This window comes from Desulfovibrio gilichinskyi, assembly GCF_900177375.1.
GTDB classification, from domain to species: Bacteria; Desulfobacterota; Desulfovibrionia; order Desulfovibrionales; family Desulfovibrionaceae; genus Maridesulfovibrio; species Maridesulfovibrio gilichinskyi.
In genome coordinates, this window is record NZ_FWZU01000004.1 from 19,032 (window position 1) to 35,650 (window position 16,619).

The 16,619-nt window shown below is 40.9% G+C and carries 16 protein-coding genes and 2 tRNA genes; 6 read left to right on the forward strand and 12 right to left on the reverse strand.

Annotation, left to right across the window (positions count from 1 at the left end):
- Nucleotides 1–45 precede the first annotated feature (45 nt).
- The 3 genes from B9N78_RS11560 to B9N78_RS11570 form a co-directional block, all read right to left on the reverse strand.
- Nucleotides 46–1,509: an amino acid permease gene (locus B9N78_RS11560; protein WP_085102433.1), complete on the reverse strand. Its 1,464-nt coding sequence runs from the start codon at nucleotides 1,507–1,509 to the stop codon at nucleotides 46–48.
- A gap of 74 nt (nucleotides 1,510–1,583) precedes the next feature.
- Nucleotides 1,584–3,884 (reverse strand): Orn/Lys/Arg family decarboxylase, encoded by a 2,301-nt coding sequence (locus B9N78_RS11565; RefSeq protein ID WP_085102435.1) that lies wholly within the window; start codon nucleotides 3,882–3,884, stop codon nucleotides 1,584–1,586.
- A gap of 355 nt (nucleotides 3,885–4,239) precedes the next feature.
- Nucleotides 4,240–4,584: a DsrE family protein gene (locus tag B9N78_RS11570; RefSeq protein ID WP_085102437.1), complete on the reverse strand. Its 345-nt coding sequence runs from the start codon at nucleotides 4,582–4,584 to the stop codon at nucleotides 4,240–4,242.
- Nucleotides 4,585–4,726: 142 nt separating this feature from the next.
- Here B9N78_RS11570 and B9N78_RS11575 point away from each other — a divergent pair, with 142 nt between their 5' ends.
- Nucleotides 4,727–5,002 (forward strand): hypothetical protein, encoded by a 276-nt coding sequence (locus B9N78_RS11575; protein WP_212637021.1) that lies wholly within the window; start codon nucleotides 4,727–4,729, stop codon nucleotides 5,000–5,002.
- Between the two features lie 95 nt (nucleotides 5,003–5,097).
- On the opposite strand, the gene B9N78_RS11580 is transcribed toward B9N78_RS11575, so the two are convergent.
- The 4 genes from B9N78_RS11580 to B9N78_RS11595 form a co-directional block, all read right to left on the reverse strand.
- Nucleotides 5,098–5,173, reverse strand: a tRNA-Phe gene (locus B9N78_RS11580).
- Nucleotides 5,174–5,324: 151 nt separating this feature from the next.
- Nucleotides 5,325–5,400 (reverse strand) — tRNA-Phe (locus B9N78_RS11585).
- A gap of 63 nt (nucleotides 5,401–5,463) precedes the next feature.
- Nucleotides 5,464–7,245 carry an aldehyde ferredoxin oxidoreductase N-terminal domain-containing protein gene (locus B9N78_RS11590; protein ID WP_085102439.1) on the reverse strand — a complete coding sequence of 594 codons (1,782 nt, stop codon included), beginning with the start codon at nucleotides 7,243–7,245 and terminating at the stop codon, nucleotides 5,464–5,466.
- On the reverse strand, nucleotides 7,242–7,679 hold the full coding sequence (locus B9N78_RS11595; RefSeq protein WP_085102441.1) for a 4Fe-4S binding protein: 438 nt from the start codon (nucleotides 7,677–7,679) through the stop codon (nucleotides 7,242–7,244). Before B9N78_RS11595 ends, B9N78_RS11590 begins: the two co-directional genes overlap by 4 nt.
- 210 nt (nucleotides 7,680–7,889) lie before the next feature.
- On the opposite strand from B9N78_RS11595, the gene B9N78_RS11600 reads away from it, so the two are divergent.
- Nucleotides 7,890–8,156 (forward strand): hypothetical protein, encoded by a 267-nt coding sequence (locus B9N78_RS11600; RefSeq protein WP_085102443.1) that lies wholly within the window; start codon nucleotides 7,890–7,892, stop codon nucleotides 8,154–8,156.
- Nucleotides 8,157–8,220: 64 nt separating this feature from the next.
- Here B9N78_RS11600 and B9N78_RS11605 read toward each other — a convergent pair whose 3' ends face one another.
- The 3 genes from B9N78_RS11605 to B9N78_RS11615 form a co-directional block, all read right to left on the reverse strand.
- The gene (locus B9N78_RS11605; RefSeq protein ID WP_085102445.1) at nucleotides 8,221–9,144 is read right to left on the reverse strand and encodes an ACP S-malonyltransferase; all 924 of its coding nucleotides are present in this window, start codon (nucleotides 9,142–9,144) and stop codon (nucleotides 8,221–8,223) included.
- A gap of 150 nt (nucleotides 9,145–9,294) precedes the next feature.
- Complete coding sequence (locus B9N78_RS11610) at nucleotides 9,295–9,654, reverse strand: response regulator (RefSeq protein ID WP_085102446.1); 360 nt, start codon at nucleotides 9,652–9,654, stop codon at nucleotides 9,295–9,297.
- Nucleotides 9,655–9,759: 105 nt separating this feature from the next.
- Nucleotides 9,760–10,710 (reverse strand): phosphatase domain-containing putative toxin, encoded by a 951-nt coding sequence (locus B9N78_RS11615; protein ID WP_085102448.1) that lies wholly within the window; start codon nucleotides 10,708–10,710, stop codon nucleotides 9,760–9,762.
- Between the two features lie 500 nt (nucleotides 10,711–11,210).
- On the opposite strand from B9N78_RS11615, the gene B9N78_RS11620 reads away from it, so the two are divergent.
- Nucleotides 11,211–12,716, forward strand: a complete 1,506-nt coding sequence (locus tag B9N78_RS11620; protein WP_085102450.1) for a sodium-dependent transporter — start codon at nucleotides 11,211–11,213, stop codon at nucleotides 12,714–12,716.
- Between the two features lie 3 nt (nucleotides 12,717–12,719).
- Nucleotides 12,720–12,815, forward strand: coding sequence for a MetS family NSS transporter small subunit (locus B9N78_RS18025; protein WP_137982532.1), 96 nt, complete (start codon nucleotides 12,720–12,722; stop codon nucleotides 12,813–12,815).
- A gap of 65 nt (nucleotides 12,816–12,880) precedes the next feature.
- On the opposite strand, the gene B9N78_RS11625 is transcribed toward B9N78_RS18025, so the two are convergent.
- Nucleotides 12,881–13,969: a linear amide C-N hydrolase gene (locus B9N78_RS11625; RefSeq protein ID WP_085102452.1), complete on the reverse strand. Its 1,089-nt coding sequence runs from the start codon at nucleotides 13,967–13,969 to the stop codon at nucleotides 12,881–12,883.
- Nucleotides 13,970–14,152: 183 nt separating this feature from the next.
- Between B9N78_RS11625 and B9N78_RS11630 the strand changes: the two genes are divergently transcribed.
- Together B9N78_RS11630 and B9N78_RS11635 are read left to right on the forward strand one after the other, a co-directional pair.
- The gene (locus tag B9N78_RS11630) at nucleotides 14,153–15,088 is read left to right on the forward strand and encodes a cation diffusion facilitator family transporter (RefSeq protein ID WP_085102453.1); all 936 of its coding nucleotides are present in this window, start codon (nucleotides 14,153–14,155) and stop codon (nucleotides 15,086–15,088) included.
- A gap of 12 nt (nucleotides 15,089–15,100) precedes the next feature.
- On the forward strand, nucleotides 15,101–15,784 hold the full coding sequence (locus tag B9N78_RS11635; protein WP_085102455.1) for a dienelactone hydrolase family protein: 684 nt from the start codon (nucleotides 15,101–15,103) through the stop codon (nucleotides 15,782–15,784).
- Nucleotides 15,785–15,845: 61 nt separating this feature from the next.
- On the opposite strand, the gene B9N78_RS11640 is transcribed toward B9N78_RS11635, so the two are convergent.
- The gene (locus tag B9N78_RS11640) at nucleotides 15,846–16,355 is read right to left on the reverse strand and encodes a nitroreductase family protein (protein ID WP_085102457.1); all 510 of its coding nucleotides are present in this window, start codon (nucleotides 16,353–16,355) and stop codon (nucleotides 15,846–15,848) included.
- Nucleotides 16,356–16,619 lie beyond the last annotated feature (264 nt).

The following is a 16,619-nucleotide window of genomic DNA, read 5'->3' on the forward strand; positions in this document are numbered from 1 at the left end:
TCTCCTTATCTCAGTTAAATTGAAAATATTAATCGCTATATCTAACTACGCATTAACTTTATCCGTTGCAGCAACTCCAACTTTTATTTCACCTTCAAGTGAAGTTCTGTGCACTGACCGATGGTAAAAAATCAAAGGTACTGATGTAAAAACAATAACCCCGGTTAACAGAAATCCGACATAATAAATTGAAGACCAGATTCCTTCTGAACGGACTGCATGTGGAGGAATAAAACCGAACACAATTACGAACATGCACGTTACCATTGCAACCAGCGAAACAATCCATATCCCCGGCTTTCCACCCGGAATAGTGTAGCCGCGTTTTACGTCAGGGTGTGTGTAGCGAAGCCGGATCGCCGCGGCGAACATCAGCAAATACATAATCAGATAAAGCTGGGCCGCCAGAGCACTCATCAGCATAAAGGCACTGCTCACTGTCGGCATAAACAGGATCGCACAGGAAAGAACTGCTGAAAGACTAGTCTGAATGATCAAAATATTTGTAGGAATTCCGTACTGATTAGTCTTCTGCCACGATTTAGGAAGATAACCTTCTTTTGCAACTTCCCGAATCCCTTTAGAAGGTCCTACCATCCACGTTACTACCATTGTCAGTGCGCCATATGCCAGAAGAAAACATATGATCGGGGTCATAAACGGCATTTTGTGAATTTGAAAAAGCTTATCAAAAGCCTGACAGACTCCTGCACTGAGACTTACTCCGTCAGCCGGAAGAACCATTGCAATTGCAAGTGAACCGAAAGTTGAAAGCGAAATGATAATAATACAAGCCGCAAAAATTGCGCGAGGGTAATTTTTAGAAGGATTATCCACTTCGTTAACGTGAACCGCTGACATCTCAATTCCAAGAAAGGAAACAAGCATTGCCGCAAGGAGCATAAGCTGTTGTAAACTGTCGATATCAGGAATCAGCCCATCCCATGAAAAACTGATCTCCGAAGGCTTTCCAGAAAACACGTGGATAAGTCCTAAGACTATAATCAAAATTCCTGGAATAATGGTTCCGACAATCGCACCGGATGAACTGAAAAAGGCTGAAAGCTTCATATCCCTGAAATTAAGAAAAGTCGTAACCCAAAGCGTTACCTGAATAACTCCCACGATAAACCATTTGTTCTCGGCAAGAGCAGGATCAAAAGTATAAGCTATGGCAGACGCGCCAAAAGCAAGCACTGCTGGAAACCACGGCAGATTTTCAACCCACTGCATGAAAATCGCTACAAACCCCCACTTTGCACCGAAAGCTTCTTTCACCCACAAGTATACACCGCCCTCGCCCTGCCAGCCGGAAGCGAGTTCCGCTGAGACCAGTGCCGAAGGAATAAAAAAACAAACTGACGCTAAAGTAAGATAAAAAATCAGTGACCAGCCGTATTCAGCCAGTCCCGGCAAAGCACGCAGCGACATAATAGCCGCAACGTTGATCATCATCAGGGTGAATACGCTTAGTTTGCTTGATTTTTGTGGATTGTTTATTTCAGACATTTACTGATTAGACCTTATTTCAATCACAATAGATAAGCCCTCCGTTCATTACAAAGGGCTTATCTTATTGATTATTATTTCTTTACACACATGGTTCTAAAGAATTTCTTCCCGCCGCGCTCTATACGCTCAACTCCATGAATATCGCTTTCATAGCCCGGGAACACATTTTCAAAGTTTTGACGTGTTTCCAGATATTCATAAATAGCGTCAGCCTTTTCATTAAGAATTTCACCACCCATAATTACCGGAATACCCGGAGGATAAGGAACAATCATTACTGCAGGAATACGGCCTTTCATATCTTTAAGTTCTACGTATTCTACATTTTTTCTGACAACATTATGGTAAGCTTCAGACGGCTTCATAGCCTGATCCGGAATCACCTGAAATGCGGCCTGCATTTTATCAAGCAGCTTGTGCTCCTTGTAGTACTTGTGGATGGCATTACAATGATCTTTGATACCCACTTTCTCGTAAGCCTGCGGAAAACGTTTTACCAGATCCGGCTGCACTACGCTCAAAAGAGCATTAGCATCATAAACTTCTTTAAACTTAAGCAGCCCGGCTAAAAGCGAACCCTGTTTAGCCTTGGTTGTTCCCATGGAATTGAGCAGCAGGAAAGAATAGTAATCTGTTTTCTCGCAAACAATACCGTGATTGATAAGGTAGTTAGTGACGATAGCAGCAGGTATACCTTCCTCAAACATTTCACCGTTTTCTTTCAAACCGGGTGTTGTGAAAGTAAGCTTGATGGGATCGAGCATGGCATAATTATCTTCAATGTCATCAAATCCATGCCAGTCATCTTTTGAACTTAAAACCCATGGTTTCTGATTTTCACAAAGATATTCTGTATCTACATCTTCAAAGTTCTTAATCTCTCCGTCCTGATCAACCTTGGCAGGTTGCCACATTTCAAAGAACCAATCGTTATCGTCCTTCATTTCTTTAGCAATTTTAGAAACTTTTTTGCGAAGATTGACAGCTGCAAAAATAGTATCGTTCATCAGGACTTCACCACTATCTTCCATCATCTTAGTTGCAACATCGAGCGAAGCAATCATGCTGTACTGCGGTGATGTAGAACTATGCATCATGTAAGACTCATTCATCTCGTCAGGATCAATCTTTACATGGCTTCCGTTTCTGACATGCAGCATTGAAGCCTGTGAAAATGCCATGAGCAGTTTATGAGTCGACTGTGAACAAAAGATCGGAGGATGGTTTTCATTGAGGTCATCATCCGCCATGCCGAAATGATCTTTGTAAATCGGGTGGAAACGGGCGTATGCATACCAGGCTTCATCAAAATGAAGGTTCTCAACGCTTTTCTGCAACTGCTTTTTAATATTGATAACGTTATAGCAAATGCCGTCATAAGTAGAATTTGTCAGGGCCGACATCTTAACGCTTGACGCTTTAATATCGGCAGGAATCATTTTATTCTCTTTAACCTTTTTCAGAATAGATTCCTTGGAAAATTCTGACAGACGGCAAGGACCGATAATTCCGCGTTTATTGCGGCGGGGAACCATGTAAATAGGATAGGCATCCGTTATGACCATGGCGTAGTTGAGCGATTTATGGCAGTTGCGATCCACAAAAGCGATGTCGTCACGCACAAGCTGACTGCGCCAGATAATCTGATTTACGTTAGATGTTCCGTTAAGGACGTAATAGGTCTGATCAGCTCCGAATACCCGCGCAGAATTCTTTTCAGCATCTCCGACAACTCCCTCATGGTCCAGCAGAGAGCCTAGCTCAGGGACCGAAATAGACAAATCGGAGCGGAAAACATTTTCACCGTAAAATTTATGCATTGCAACGCCGGCTGGACTTTTGAGAAAACCTTCTCCGCCCATATGTCCCGGCGTGTGCCACGCGTACTTGTACGCCTCAGAATACTTGACCAATTCTCCAAAAAATACAGGATATACACCTTTAACATACTTAATTATCAGAGTTTCAATACGACCTGCCAAAAACTCTGAGGTGTCAGCAGTTTTCCACAGGCATTCATTTATTTTTTGCAAAACACTGGTTGATAAATCTGACACGGCAGTGCGGTCTGTCAGCAAGATAACTGGAATTTTTTTGTTGCGTTTGCGGATTTCATCAAGAAGAAATTCAGGAGAACCTTTTCCATCGTTAAATTTTTCATCAATATCCCAATCTATAACAACTGCCCCAAGGTCCGAGCGGGACATAAAAATTTCAACAGCATCTTCATAGCTGTATGACGGGATGACAGAACATTCCTGAATTTCAATAAGTTCTTCTTCTAACTCACGTAGGCGAAGTCCTTCATCATTAGCCGCTTCAAACTGACCTGAAACAATCAAGACAGGCCAAGAATGCTTTGTTATTTTCATCCGTCAAACTCCTTTCTAGCATTTTATATTTACATACATATAAAAATAATAACACTTGTAATATTTGATCCTTACTACACATACATTAAACTGTTTAGAATATCCATACTGTTTGGTTAAGATGCTCCTTACAGACATAAAAAACCGTCCTAATGATCTCTCCTCAGGACGGCCTTTTAAAATAAAAGTATATTATAAACAGTTAAGTATTACGTATGTGTTCTACAAAACGATAAAGTTCATCGGCTAACTCGGCCACCTGATTTGTAGCGGTAGTTACAAGCGTATGAATGCCTTCCGAATATACACCATTTACAACTTGATTCGGCTATAGGATAAACCTGCTACGGCACAATTAGACAGTCAACATCTTTTCATTATTTTTAAGAAGATCAGTAAGCGGTACTCCCCAATAAATAACCTCAACATTTTGTGCTTCGATGTCTCCGACTAAGCCGTACATTTCGGCGCAGGAACGGCACGCGCTCATATTTACTCCTGCGTCTAATGCCGTTGAAATAAGCTTTTTTACAGTATCATTCTCAGTTGCCAGCTTAACCGTCGGCCCCCACAGAATAATGGTAACATCCTCCCACCACCCTTTCAGCAAAGAATTTATTCCGTACATAAATACCATTTTTTCTGCGACTTCAGCGTCGGCATTGGTCCATAAGATATAAAGATTTGTTTTATCGCTCATTGTGTACCTCTCGGTTATTTTTGCGTTAAAGTAGCAGCCCCCTAACCACCTGTCTTGACAAAAAAACATTCGGCGTGAAATCATTGCACTGCGTTCTTTATAAATTTTAACTCCAACCTAAATACAAGTAAGGAAAATCATAATGTTCAATTATGACTTATCCCATTGGTCCACATTCTTTTTGGCTTTTCTGCTGCAATTCGTCGTAAAAGGAGCAGGCCCCGTCTGGGCACAGCTCATGCTTCACGGAACACTCATCATCGCTGCGGCCGCACTTGTAGAACCGCCTTTGATACTTGTAGGTGATAAAATGACCGACCGCCTGCGCCAAAGCCGCTCTCTTCGTGTCTGGCTGGATAGAACATTAGGCGGAGTGCTTATCGGACTCGGCCTGCGTCTTGCTGTGACAGAACGCTAAAGTACAAAAAATTTGATTAGTTCATCTCTCTAACACACCAAAAATCAAAATAAAAAAGGGTTAAGCTGATTTAGCTTAACCCTTAAATATTCAAGTGGTGCCGAGGGAGAGAATTGAACTCCCGACACGAGGATTTTCAGTCCTCTGCTCTACCGACTGAGCTACCTCGGCGCCGATTGGTAATTCCTATCATAACACCAAGTTATGTCAACTGTGAAAATTTGCTTTAAATTTGGGCATGAGCATGTGGATAACAAGGGCTAAACAGCTTAAAATAGAAAAAGCCCTCATAATTAAAATTATGAGGGCTATTCTTAACAGATGGTGCCGAGGGAGAGAATTGAACTCCCGACACGAGGATTTTCAGTCCTCTGCTCTACCGACTGAGCTACCTCGGCGCCGCTGAGGAGAGATAACTAACGAAACAAGCTCGCCTTGGCAAGCACTTTTTTAATTTTTTTCTAATTTTTCTTAATTTTATCTAATCCGAGCTTAGTCAGGGCATCTTTTGAAACTAAATCACGTATTCTATTGCCATATTCCTGTTTCAATTCGGCCAGAAACTTCGGATCTGTTTTACCTTTCCAAGTGGTCACTTCATGATATCTTTTGGGGATGGATATAGCATCAGGATCATAACCGGTATCAAAGCGCACCTTCCAACGCAAAGCCCTGACCCTTTCCCCGATTGTATCCATATTTTCCGCAATTTCATCATACCCGACAGATTTTAAACATGCGGAAAGCTGTTCATCATTATAAACACCGCGCCCGAACAAACATGCAACCATTGAGGTAATAAAAGCCCGCCCAGTTTCATCCTTGATGAGAAAGTCGCAGATGGCTTTAACATCCTTTTTATCATTTTTCTGGTCCCAGGAGTATCCTCCTGAGTCCAGATGTGAATGTCTGAACCCGAGACTCTCGGCAACATAGAAAGTCTCTCCTGTGGCATATCCTGCCATTTCCTGTCCAAGTACACATGCAAAGTCCTCTCCGCCATATTTCTTGGCGGCTACAAGAGTCCCTTTGGTAAGAGCGGAGTAGAATTCATTCTCTGCCTGACCAAGATAATAAACTGCTTTTTTATATCCTTCGGCATCCCCGAAAACGAGCGGTACAATTGTTTCCTTTTCAGTAATAAGACCTTTTTCAAAAGCTTCGGTAGCCCATGCAAGGGCAACCCCGCCGGACATAACATCCAGCCCGGCTTTTTCAATCTCATCCATTATAGCAAGCACATGAAATGCATCCGTCACACCAAGCATGGAACCGGTTGAAAATATAGGTTCGTAATCGTAGGCGACCTGACGGTACAGATACTGATTCTGTTCCATAAATTTTTCGCGCACAAAACCTAAATGGATACAGCCTACAGGACAACCGGCGCAGGCCGCGTTTCTGAGCAAAGTGTCATCCGCAAATTTTTCTCCGCTGATTCCTCCGATACCTTCATCATTACTGGCCTGAAGGTTGCGCCACGGCAGAGATTTAAGCTCGTTCAGGACGTCAAGATTGGCGGCAGTTCCTAGATTATGATATTTGCTCATCATATCAGTGTCTGTCATTTTCTTGTATACTTCGTTGAAAACCTTCGGATATTCATTATTATCCGGCAACGCAAAAGAGCCGTCACCCTGTATAACAATACCTTTCAGATTTTTAGATCCCATCACACTTCCGGAACCGAGCCTACCGAAATGACGGTATGAATCAGCATTAATACAAGCCATACCTGATAGATTTTCACCAGCAGGGCCTATGCGTAAAATTGAGCGATGCCCCGAACCGGAAAACATGCTGCGAAGTATTTTACCAGTTGCAAAAACATCCTTTCCAGCCAGAAACTGAACATCTTTAACTTCAAGGTGGTTCATCCCGATGGAAACACAAGATAAACGAGGGGCACGCCCCTTCATGACAATCGCGTCATAATCAGCGAAACGTAAGGCCAGAGCTGAACGCCCTCCGGCATGACTTTCAGCAAACTGATCGTGATACGGAGATTTAAAAGAACAGACAGTTTTGCTCATTAGCGGAAAAAGTCCGGTCAAAGCACCTATTGAAAAAATCAGCGGTTGATCAGGATCATCCCAAGGACGCTGTGTATATCCGTAGAGACTGAATAAAAGCGCGCCTAAACCGCTGCCGCCGACAAATTCGTTACGCCCCTCGACGTTGACAACATTGCCCTTTCCGGTAGCAAGATCAACAATGAGAACTCTGAAATAATCCCGAATCATGATGCGTCCTCCTTCTTTGCTCTTTTTGTGCTCTCAGATTCACGCATCTCAAGACATTCATGAGGACAAAAATCTACACATCTTCCGCAATGAATACAGACAAACGGGCGTCCTTTGAGATCTAAATAAATAGCATCGACAGGACAGGCTTCAGCGCATTTTCCGCAGCGTATGCACAGATCTTTTTTATGCAACACTCCGCCGCCTTTTTTGCGTCCCTTCATCGCTTCGGTAGGGCAGACGGCCGCGCAAGGAGCGGGGTCACAGGCAAGGCAGACTGTTGCGACAAATCCGGTAGACAGCCCGCCGGAAGAGGAAATTCTGATTCCCGCGGTATTCCATGACAACAGTTTATGTACTTGCCGCGCGCATGCAAAGGAGCAGGAGTGACATCCTATACATCTTTCCATACGGGCAGCGGTCAAAGTTTTCATAGTAAACTCCCAAAAATTTGGAAATAATATTGATGCTGAAACCAAAACAATCGCGACCACAACCGAACCCTAACAGTAAAAATCCCTTCATTCAAAGATTAACTAGATTAACCTTGACCTGTTGCCTCAATATTATATTATTGAAAATATAAAAATTATTTTGTGTGAGGCGTACGCCTTGCATTCACAGGTAACGAAATGGAGGAAGACATGAATGTAGGTTCACAGATAACTGAAAAAATTATTGAGCTGTATCCTGAAATAAATAAATATAACATTAAAATTACTGCTAAATTCAATGATGAAGATGATGGATGGATCGTAACTCTGAGCAAAGGAGAACAAACACTCCAGACTCATATTGAAAATGCAGAAGCTTTACAGTGTATTGAAGGTGAGAAATGTATGTATTTCGGGAACCAGTTAATGGGCTTTATTGACGCATATTGTACCGGAAGTGATGCTTGTAACGTCTAACAAATCATAGAGATTAATAAAAATCGGATAACTGCCTGGCAGTTATCCGATTTTACTTTTAAAACTATTTAAATTCTTGAGCCTGCTCAAGATTACCGATTCCCTTACCTTCGTATTCTTTACCGCTAAGATTCGCTGCGAGAAGTTTGGTAAGAACTCCTTTAGGACCGAGTTCAAAGAAAGTTTTTACGCCTGCTTCATACTGGTTAGCTATAATTTCAATCCAGCGAACTGATGATGTCATCTGCGCGCACATGATTTTTTTAATTTCTGCTGGATTCTTTTCAGGAGATGCAGTTGCATTAAAATACACAGGAAAAGCAGGAATATTCCAATCCATCTTTACAAGATATGCTGCAAACTCATCCGCCGCTTCCTGAATTAGCGGGCTATGAAATGCTCCGCTGACAGGAAGGGGTATAGCACGCCCTTTTTTTTCTTTTACAACGATTCCGGCAGCATCAAGAGCGGCTTTTTCACCGCTTATTACATACTGCGCAGGTGAATTGTAGTTGGCAACTCTAAGTTCTTTACCGGATTCACTTCTAGCTATTTCAACAGCTTCTTCAACATCGCTTTGCGTGAGTTTAAGAATAGCTGCCATGCCGTGATCCGGATTTCCAACCTGCGACATTAACTTACCGCGCAAAGAAACAGCTTTAATAGTGTCATTAATGCTGAGAATCCCTGATGCTCCGAGTGATGCAAATTCACCGAGACTGTGTCCAGCTGTTGCAACCGGTTTCAGGCTGTCTTTGAGGTACAGCCACAGTGACAGGTTAACAACTGTCAACGCAGGCTGAAGGGCATCTGTCTTAGACATATCGGCAGGAGAACCCTGCCAAAAGATTTCTCTTAAAGGGAGTCCGCTTTCGCTTTCGGCAAACTTCCACATATCCATTGCAACGGACCATTCTTCAGCAAGCTCGCGCCCCATTCCTGGTTCCTGTGAACCTTGCCCCGGAAAAAGTATTGATAAATCAGACATTATTTCTCCTTATTGTTTATTATTTCTATACGGCATTCACACCGCTATATGTAAATTGGATATAAAAAGACGTTTGTTTCGAAATGCACAGCAAAACAACAACTAAAAAGCAAATTAAATTTTAATTTTACCAATTCTACTTGAGAATATTTATTTGCCCAGAACTTCCGCAACCTTTGATTCAAGCTCTTCCTTATCAATAGGTTTTACGCAGTATTCGTCAGCGCCATGTTTAACCGATGCCCGGGCTGTTTCCAGTGTAGGATATCCGGTAAGCATAATAACTTTAATATCTGTTGATATCTCTTTGATTAATTCTAAGACTTCAACCCCGGTCATTTTTTTCAGTTTTATGTCCAGAATAGCCAAATCAATCTTATTCTTTGCAATATACTTAAGAGCCTCTTCTTCTTCAGAAAAAACAATGACATTATGTCCTTTCCGCTCAAGAATACGTTTAAGTAAAACTCCAGCGTCAATAACATCATCAAGAACCAAAATATTTGCCATGCTTAATGCTCCTTAAAACTACTGAAAAAACCATATTCCAATCATGGCCTGCAAGTCGACCTTCATGACCATAAAAAATCTTATTAAATTAATATCTCAATCAAATTACTTACTTTGTATCCACTGAAACCAGCTCATCGGCCGTCCGTCAGGATTCTCTTTTGCATATTCATAAAAATTCCGCAAAAAATTCTGCCTTTCGCGGGCCATATCTTCCTTCCACCCTTTCCCAAGTGATCCTTTATCCATCAAATCAGCTCCGCCTATAAGATACTGCCTTTTTACCAAGGTTTCAAAATCAAGGCGATTTGCGTTGCGGAGCATATCGTACATGAGCATAAAAGTCGTTGTCCGCCCTTTCCCGGCCCTGCAATGAAAATGCACCCATACATCCGGTTTTAATTCACGCATAAAATAAATAAACTGCTCAACAGCAGAATCAGACGGACGTAAATGATCAGTACAAGCTATACGCAGATACCCACATCCGCGACTTGCCATCAGTTCCTGTTCGGAAAAAACTGTTTCAGGCTTAATTGTAGAATTTCTCTTAACATAAAAGCCGCCGTCTTTATCTTTAACAATACTCACGGCGAGTTTAATTTCCGTCTGATTACGAATACCGCTTAAAACTTTTTCTTCACCGCCTGTAACCTTTGCAGACGAAAATCCTTTATTTGCTGCGTCACGATAACTGAACCAGCAAACCGCAGCATTATTAAGATACCCGTGGTATTCCTGCCGCAAATCCACCACAATAAGTGGATTTGGAAGATTGCGGTGCATCACATCAAACTGATCTACTGAAAATTGACCGCTGCCTGATATAGCAAGGTTATCAAGCCCGACACGTGAAGTGCCGTTAGTTATATTTTTAAACGGAAATGCTGTAGTACGAAAATTCCTTGGAATATTTTGTATAGCAGGACCGTCTAGAATTAAAACAGGTTGGGCTGCCAGCAAATTTGAACTTAAAACAATTACGTAAATAAAACTTAAAAAGACGGCTCTGCGCAGCAGCAAAAATATATCCCCACAACTCAAGATGTTAAGCATTACTAACCCCCTGCAGCAAAGGTACTAAAATATTATATTTAAGACTTTCAACAATTATTATTAAAAAAGCTGAATATATTTCTTTAGAGCTTGTCAGTATTTGAGCAAACTTCAAACAAAAAATATTTAGTACTTAGTAAACTTATATCGCCAGAACATTCAAAATGAAAATAGCCACACTAAATTATTTTTCAATATCTGTATAACTTGCTAAAAACATTATTTTTAACAAGATAACCTAAATTTATTTATTCATTTGAATTGATCACAGTATTACACTTAAATTTAAATATATTAGTTACTTCAATCTTAAATATTAACTTAACAATTTTGTCTCATTGATTACCTGCAAACAGGCATCTTCTAAGATAGACAATTATCAAAATGTATTTTATGCGGTTCAACGTTTGTGCGTTCAGCACATTAATATACATCTTTTTTCGGATTACGTATATTTTATACTAAATCCGTTGTCTTTTCTCGAAAGGAGTTCAAACAAAATGCATAAAAGAGAAACATGGGGTTCACGTTCCGGCTTTATTTTAGCCGCCGTAGGGTCTGCAATCGGGCTGGGTAACATATGGCGTTTTCCATACATAGTTTATGAAAATGGTGGCGGCGCTTTCCTTATTCCTTACTTTGTAGCTATGCTCGCTGCCGGTATTCCTTTCATGATTCTAGAGTTTGGACTCGGTCAGAAATTTAAAGGTTCAGCACCAAAAATTTTCTCATCTATTTCTAAGCGTTGGGAATGGCTTGGTTGGTGGCAGATCATGGTATCCTTCATTATCGACACATATTACGTTGTCGTCATTGCATGGGCCATCAACTATCTAATTCTTTCATTTACACAGGGATGGGGGATGAATCCGAAGGATTTCTTCTTCGCTGATTTCTTACATCTCAGTAAAACTCCTTTACAAACCGGAAGCATACAATGGCCGATTTTTGCAGCAACTGCTGCGGCATGGCTCTGCACTTTCCTTGCTGTTTTTACCGGAGTTAAAAAAGGTATTGAAAGAGCTAACAAAATATTCATGCCGCTCCTTTTTCTGCTGGTTTTCATTTTCATCGCCCGCGGCTTGATGCTTCCCGGTGCTGCAGACGGTCTTAACTGGCTCTTCAAGCCGGACTTTTCCGCACTTTTAAAAGGTAAAGTATGGGCTGACGCATTCGGACAGATTTTTTACAGCCTTTCAATCGGCTTTGCCATTATGCTGGCTTACTCAAGTTACCTTCCAAAGCAGTCAGACATTAATAATAACGCATGCATGACCGTTTTTATAAACTGCGGATTCAGCATGCTTTCAGGTATCATGATCTTCAGCGTTCTCGGTTACATGGCATTGCAGCAGGGAGTTCCTGTAAGTGAAGTGGTAAGCTCCGGCGTCGGTCTGGCTTTTATCACTCTGCCTACGGCTATCAACCTGATGCCTGTACCGGTACTCTTCGGCGTATTATTCTTCTTGGCTCTTGTTGTCGCAGGGCTCTCTTCTATGATTTCCATCACAGAAGCGGTTGTTTCATCAATTATTGATAAACTACATGTTACGCGCCAGAAAGCCTCTATAATATTCTGTGCTATAGGGTTTATTGTCAGCACAATATTCACCACAGGCAGCGGATTGTTACTCCTTGATATTGTTGACCATTTTGTTAACAACTTTGGGGTATTGATCGGTGGACTGGTAGAAATAGTATTTATTTCATGGTTCTGCGATCTGGAAGGACTTCGCCAGCATATCAACAGCACTTCTGAATTCAAAGTCGGAGCTATGTGGAAAGCATGCCTGCGCTTCATAGTTCCAATAATGCTCGGCTTCATGGTTATTTCCAACTTTATCGGAGATATCGAAGCAAACTACGGCGGCTACTCGAACAAAGCGATTATCCTTTTCGGATGGGCAACACTGTTAATATGCACAATATTCTCAATGACCATTGCTCACAAAGACTTTGCTTTTGTGAAATATGCTGAAAACAACAGCTTCCTCAGAAGGAGATAGATTATGACAACCGGCGCAATAATTATGATGGTTTTCGGACTTGGAATTACTTGGGGCGGAGCATTTTTATGCCTTCGCATTGCTCTTAAAAACCAATAAAATCAGTCAATATACAACAAAAGAGCCGCTCCAGCTGGAGCGGCTCTTTTTAATTTAACTCTGACTTACTTAAGATCTGCACTCACATCTTTAGCAAATTGACCAGTCATGGAAATAGATTTTATTTTATCTCCGCTGAAATCAACTTTGCTCATGTCAACAGACATCCATGTTAATCCTTCGTAATCGGTAAAATAGAACACTTTATTAGCAAGGTCAGATATAGTCATCCACAAGGTATGATCATATAATGTTTTACCGTCTTGCACGTCTTTAGAAAATCCTTCTACGATATAAAATGCATCTAAGATACGGGCAGCCTGCTTGGCAGCTTCTTTCCCATTAGCAGTTTTAACAGCGGTGGCAGTATAAACCGCTGCGCGTACAAATCTTGAAGGCGGTGTTATATCACCTGGCAGTCCATGCATCCCCGATCCCTGACCGGCTGGAGCAATAACTTTATTATTTATGCTTATAGGGTGAACACTTGTTGCCGAGAGGTTTACGTAATTTGAAAGATTAATCTGCTGCCAGTCAAAAGTAGGTGAATTTGTAATAACTCCTATTGAATTTTCATAAACATTCATTTTACCTTTTACAAACTCAACAACAACATTTCCGCCTGCTGCGTCAGTAATTGACATATGATAAGTCGGTGTAGAATTGAACCCTGCAAGCGGTGCGCCCCATACCTGCACCTTCTTAAGAGCCGCTACAGCTTCATCAACTGTTGCATATGATGTTAAGAGCCATGTGGGTAATTCCCATGAAGCGACTGCAGGTACGCCTGACTTTGATTTCTGATACTCAGTGTATTCAGGAAGAAAAAAAAGCCCTACGTGAAGACCTTTTTCATTCATTCCATCGCCTATTATAGGTTTTCCGAAAACACTTACTCCTACAACACCATATTTGCTTTCCCAAGTGATTGCTTTTATTTTTTCAGGCGGAGTACTTTTAAACTTCATACCGCGCGGAATAGTTACTACTTTAGATTGGAGTGACTCAGCCCATTCCAGCGTACGGGCATAGACAACATCATTATTTTCAGCTTTTACTGTTATTCCTGTGCATGCCTGCGCCGCGTAAGCCGTTAAAATAACAGCTGTCATACTTAAGAAACAAATTTTAAATAGGAAAAAAGATTTACCCATAATACTTCCCCATAATTAATTAATTTAAATTGTTATAATTTTTTTAAATATATCTGTGTTTAATATTTTCGGAAAGATATTTATATACTTTCTAATCGCTTGCTAAGCGCAAACTTCAAATGGTAGTCAGGATTATCAGCTGTTATAAAATATTATTTTAACCTTTTCTAGGGCTTTAAAATTATGTCAGATTCTCCGCAAAAATATATTCGTTACTCAATTGCCGCTTCAATAATCACCCTAATCCTTAAATTCTGGGCATGGCACATTACCGATTCAGTCGGTCTGCTTTCAGATGCAATGGAAACACTTGTTAATCTTACAGCTGGATTATTTGCATTAGCTGCCTTGACGCTTGCCCTAAAACCTGCTGACCAATCTCACACTTACGGACACGGCAAAGCTGAATATTTTTCAAGCGGCGCAGAAGGAATGCTGATTCTAATCGCAGCCGTGGGCATTGTGTACGCCTCTATTGAAAGGTTTATGTCTCCGTCTGTTCCAAGTAATTTACTGGCTGGTCTACTAATAGCTCTGCTATCTTCAGCGGTTAACTTTGTTACCGCCAAAGTGATGCTTAAAGGATCACAGATTCATGATTCAATCACGCTCGAAGCAGATGCTAAACATCTGTTAACAGATGTGTGGACCTCAGTAGGGCTGGTGCTCGGTCTGGGTGTTATGCTCTTCACTCCTCCGTCCTGGGCTATTCTTGACCCGATCATCGCAATAATAATGGCCATAAATATTATCTTCACAGGATTTTACCTGATTAAAAAATCATACTCAGGACTTATGGATAATACCCTGCCGGAACCTGAACTTTCGCTTATTGATAAATCCATCAGACTATGTGCAGGAGAAGAGGTTCTTTACCATGGTCTCAGAACGCGTAAGGCAGGTTCTCAGAGATTTATTGACTTCCATCTGCTTCTACCCGGCAAATCAACCATTAAAAGCTCTCATACACTATGCAGTAAAATTGAAACATGCATTCAAGATGAGCTTAATAACTGCCACGTTACCATTCATGTAGAGCCTGAAGAAGATAAAAGTTCTTATGATTGCGAAGAAACAGGCGGGCTTTGCGGATCTGTTTTAAAAGCAAATGAGAAGTAAAAGTTTTCCACAGTGCTAAAAGAAAAAATAATTATACACACTCATCAAGAAGATCAGCTTGAAAGTGTACTTGTTATACCTGACGGTTCAGGTCCATTCCCTGCAGTTTTGCTTATCCACGAATATACGGGGCTGAATAAGGTAACTTTGGATCACGCACGGCGGCTTGCCACCGCAGGATATGTTGTTCTTGCGGCAGATTTTTATGGCCCTGCCAAGAGACCAAAAAATATTAATGAAGCACGCACTGTTCATAGAATTTTCCGTGATAACCGTGTCTTAATGCGGAGCCGCGCTAAATCCTGTCTTGAAACGCTTATCAATCAGCCTGAAACAGATTCCGCAAAACTTGCGGCATTAGGATTTTCATTTGGCGGCGGGGCTGTACTTGAGATAGCCCGTATCTGTGATCTGAAACAAGTAATCAGCGTTTATGGATACTTAGATACAACACACCCAGCCTCATTCGGACAAATTAAAGCAAAAATATTTGCTGTTCATGTAGAAGATGACCCTGTGGTGCCGGAAAGCCATGCTGAAATGTTCACAAAAGAAATGAATGATGCGGAAGCTGATTGGTCTATTAAATATCTTAAAAACACAAAACATGGATTCATGAGTCCTGACGACAAAGCTTTTGATCAGGTTCTGGCTGAAAAAACATGGGATATTATTTTAGAGAATCTTAATAAATAGATATAAAAAGAAAAGCCCCGCAATATGCGGGGCTTTAAACAATATCAATTTCTTAAATTTTCTACCAAGTATTCTTATGAACACGTTCTTCTTTATAGCGATCTTTGTATTTCTGTTCCTGATCAGGCCAGCCGATAATGACAAAGCTAAGCGGTATTACATTCTCCGGTAAATTAAAGTGCTCAGTAAATCCTTTAATTCTGTCTTCCTTAGGATAAATTCCAGTCCAGACTGCACCCAAACCTTTACCTCGTACAGCCAATAATAAAGTCTGGGTAGCGGAAGCGCAGTCCTGAATCCAATATCCGGGGTACTTTTCAAGACTTAAATCACCGCAAATAATAATTCCTAAAGGTGCATGAGCTGCCATTCCTGCAAACTCACTATACTCTTTAACTCCGGCTAATTTTTCGCGGTCATCAACCACAATAAAATGCCATGGCTGCGCATTACCTGCACTTGGTGCAACCATTGCCGCACTGAGAAGTTCTTTAATCAATTCATCAGATATAGGTTTATCCTGATATTTTCTAACACTTCTTCTGGTATGAATAGCTTCTAATACTTCCATTTCAATTCTGCTCCGAATTTTACGGTATAATAACCTGATTTAAAATATAAAATACATTCAATATTTAGAAGTGCAACCCAATACCTTCTGATTTTTTATCACTTCAATACTAACAATAATTATTTATATTTAAATTACTATTGTTAAAAAGTATAATTTATTTTTTTAGCTTTAAAAAAAATTATTCTCTTGATTTTAGCAAAATTTATTATATAACAGAAATAACCAGCAAGAGATTACTTATTCTGATTTGCTGTTACACCC

Bases quoted from the DNA above. Each gene is read 5' to 3' on its own strand.
- B9N78_RS11560 (WP_085102433.1), bottom strand. From the start codon at position 1,509: ATGTCTGAAATAAACAATCCACAAAAATCAAGCAAACTAAGCGTATTC.
- B9N78_RS11565 (WP_085102435.1), bottom strand. From the start codon at position 3,884: ATGAAAATAACAAAGCATTCTTGGCCTGTCTTGATTGTTTCAGGTCAG.
- B9N78_RS11570 (WP_085102437.1), bottom strand. From the start codon at position 4,584: ATGAGCGATAAAACAAATCTTTATATCTTATGGACCAATGCCGACGCT.
- B9N78_RS11575 (WP_212637021.1), top strand. From the start codon at position 4,727: ATGTTCAATTATGACTTATCCCATTGGTCCACATTCTTTTTGGCTTTT.
- B9N78_RS11590 (WP_085102439.1), bottom strand. From the start codon at position 7,245: ATGATTCGGGATTATTTCAGAGTTCTCATTGTTGATCTTGCTACCGGA.
- B9N78_RS11595 (WP_085102441.1), bottom strand. From the start codon at position 7,679: ATGAAAACTTTGACCGCTGCCCGTATGGAAAGATGTATAGGATGTCAC.
- B9N78_RS11600 (WP_085102443.1), top strand. From the start codon at position 7,890: ATGAATGTAGGTTCACAGATAACTGAAAAAATTATTGAGCTGTATCCT.
- B9N78_RS11605 (WP_085102445.1), bottom strand. From the start codon at position 9,144: ATGTCTGATTTATCAATACTTTTTCCGGGGCAAGGTTCACAGGAACCA.
- B9N78_RS11610 (WP_085102446.1), bottom strand. From the start codon at position 9,654: ATGGCAAATATTTTGGTTCTTGATGATGTTATTGACGCTGGAGTTTTA.
- B9N78_RS11615 (WP_085102448.1), bottom strand. From the start codon at position 10,710: ATGCTTAACATCTTGAGTTGTGGGGATATATTTTTGCTGCTGCGCAGA.
- B9N78_RS11620 (WP_085102450.1), top strand. From the start codon at position 11,211: ATGCATAAAAGAGAAACATGGGGTTCACGTTCCGGCTTTATTTTAGCC.
- B9N78_RS18025 (WP_137982532.1), top strand. From the start codon at position 12,720: ATGACAACCGGCGCAATAATTATGATGGTTTTCGGACTTGGAATTACT.
- B9N78_RS11625 (WP_085102452.1), bottom strand. From the start codon at position 13,969: ATGGGTAAATCTTTTTTCCTATTTAAAATTTGTTTCTTAAGTATGACA.
- B9N78_RS11630 (WP_085102453.1), top strand. From the start codon at position 14,153: ATGTCAGATTCTCCGCAAAAATATATTCGTTACTCAATTGCCGCTTCA.
- B9N78_RS11640 (WP_085102457.1), bottom strand. From the start codon at position 16,355: ATGGAAGTATTAGAAGCTATTCATACCAGAAGAAGTGTTAGAAAATAT.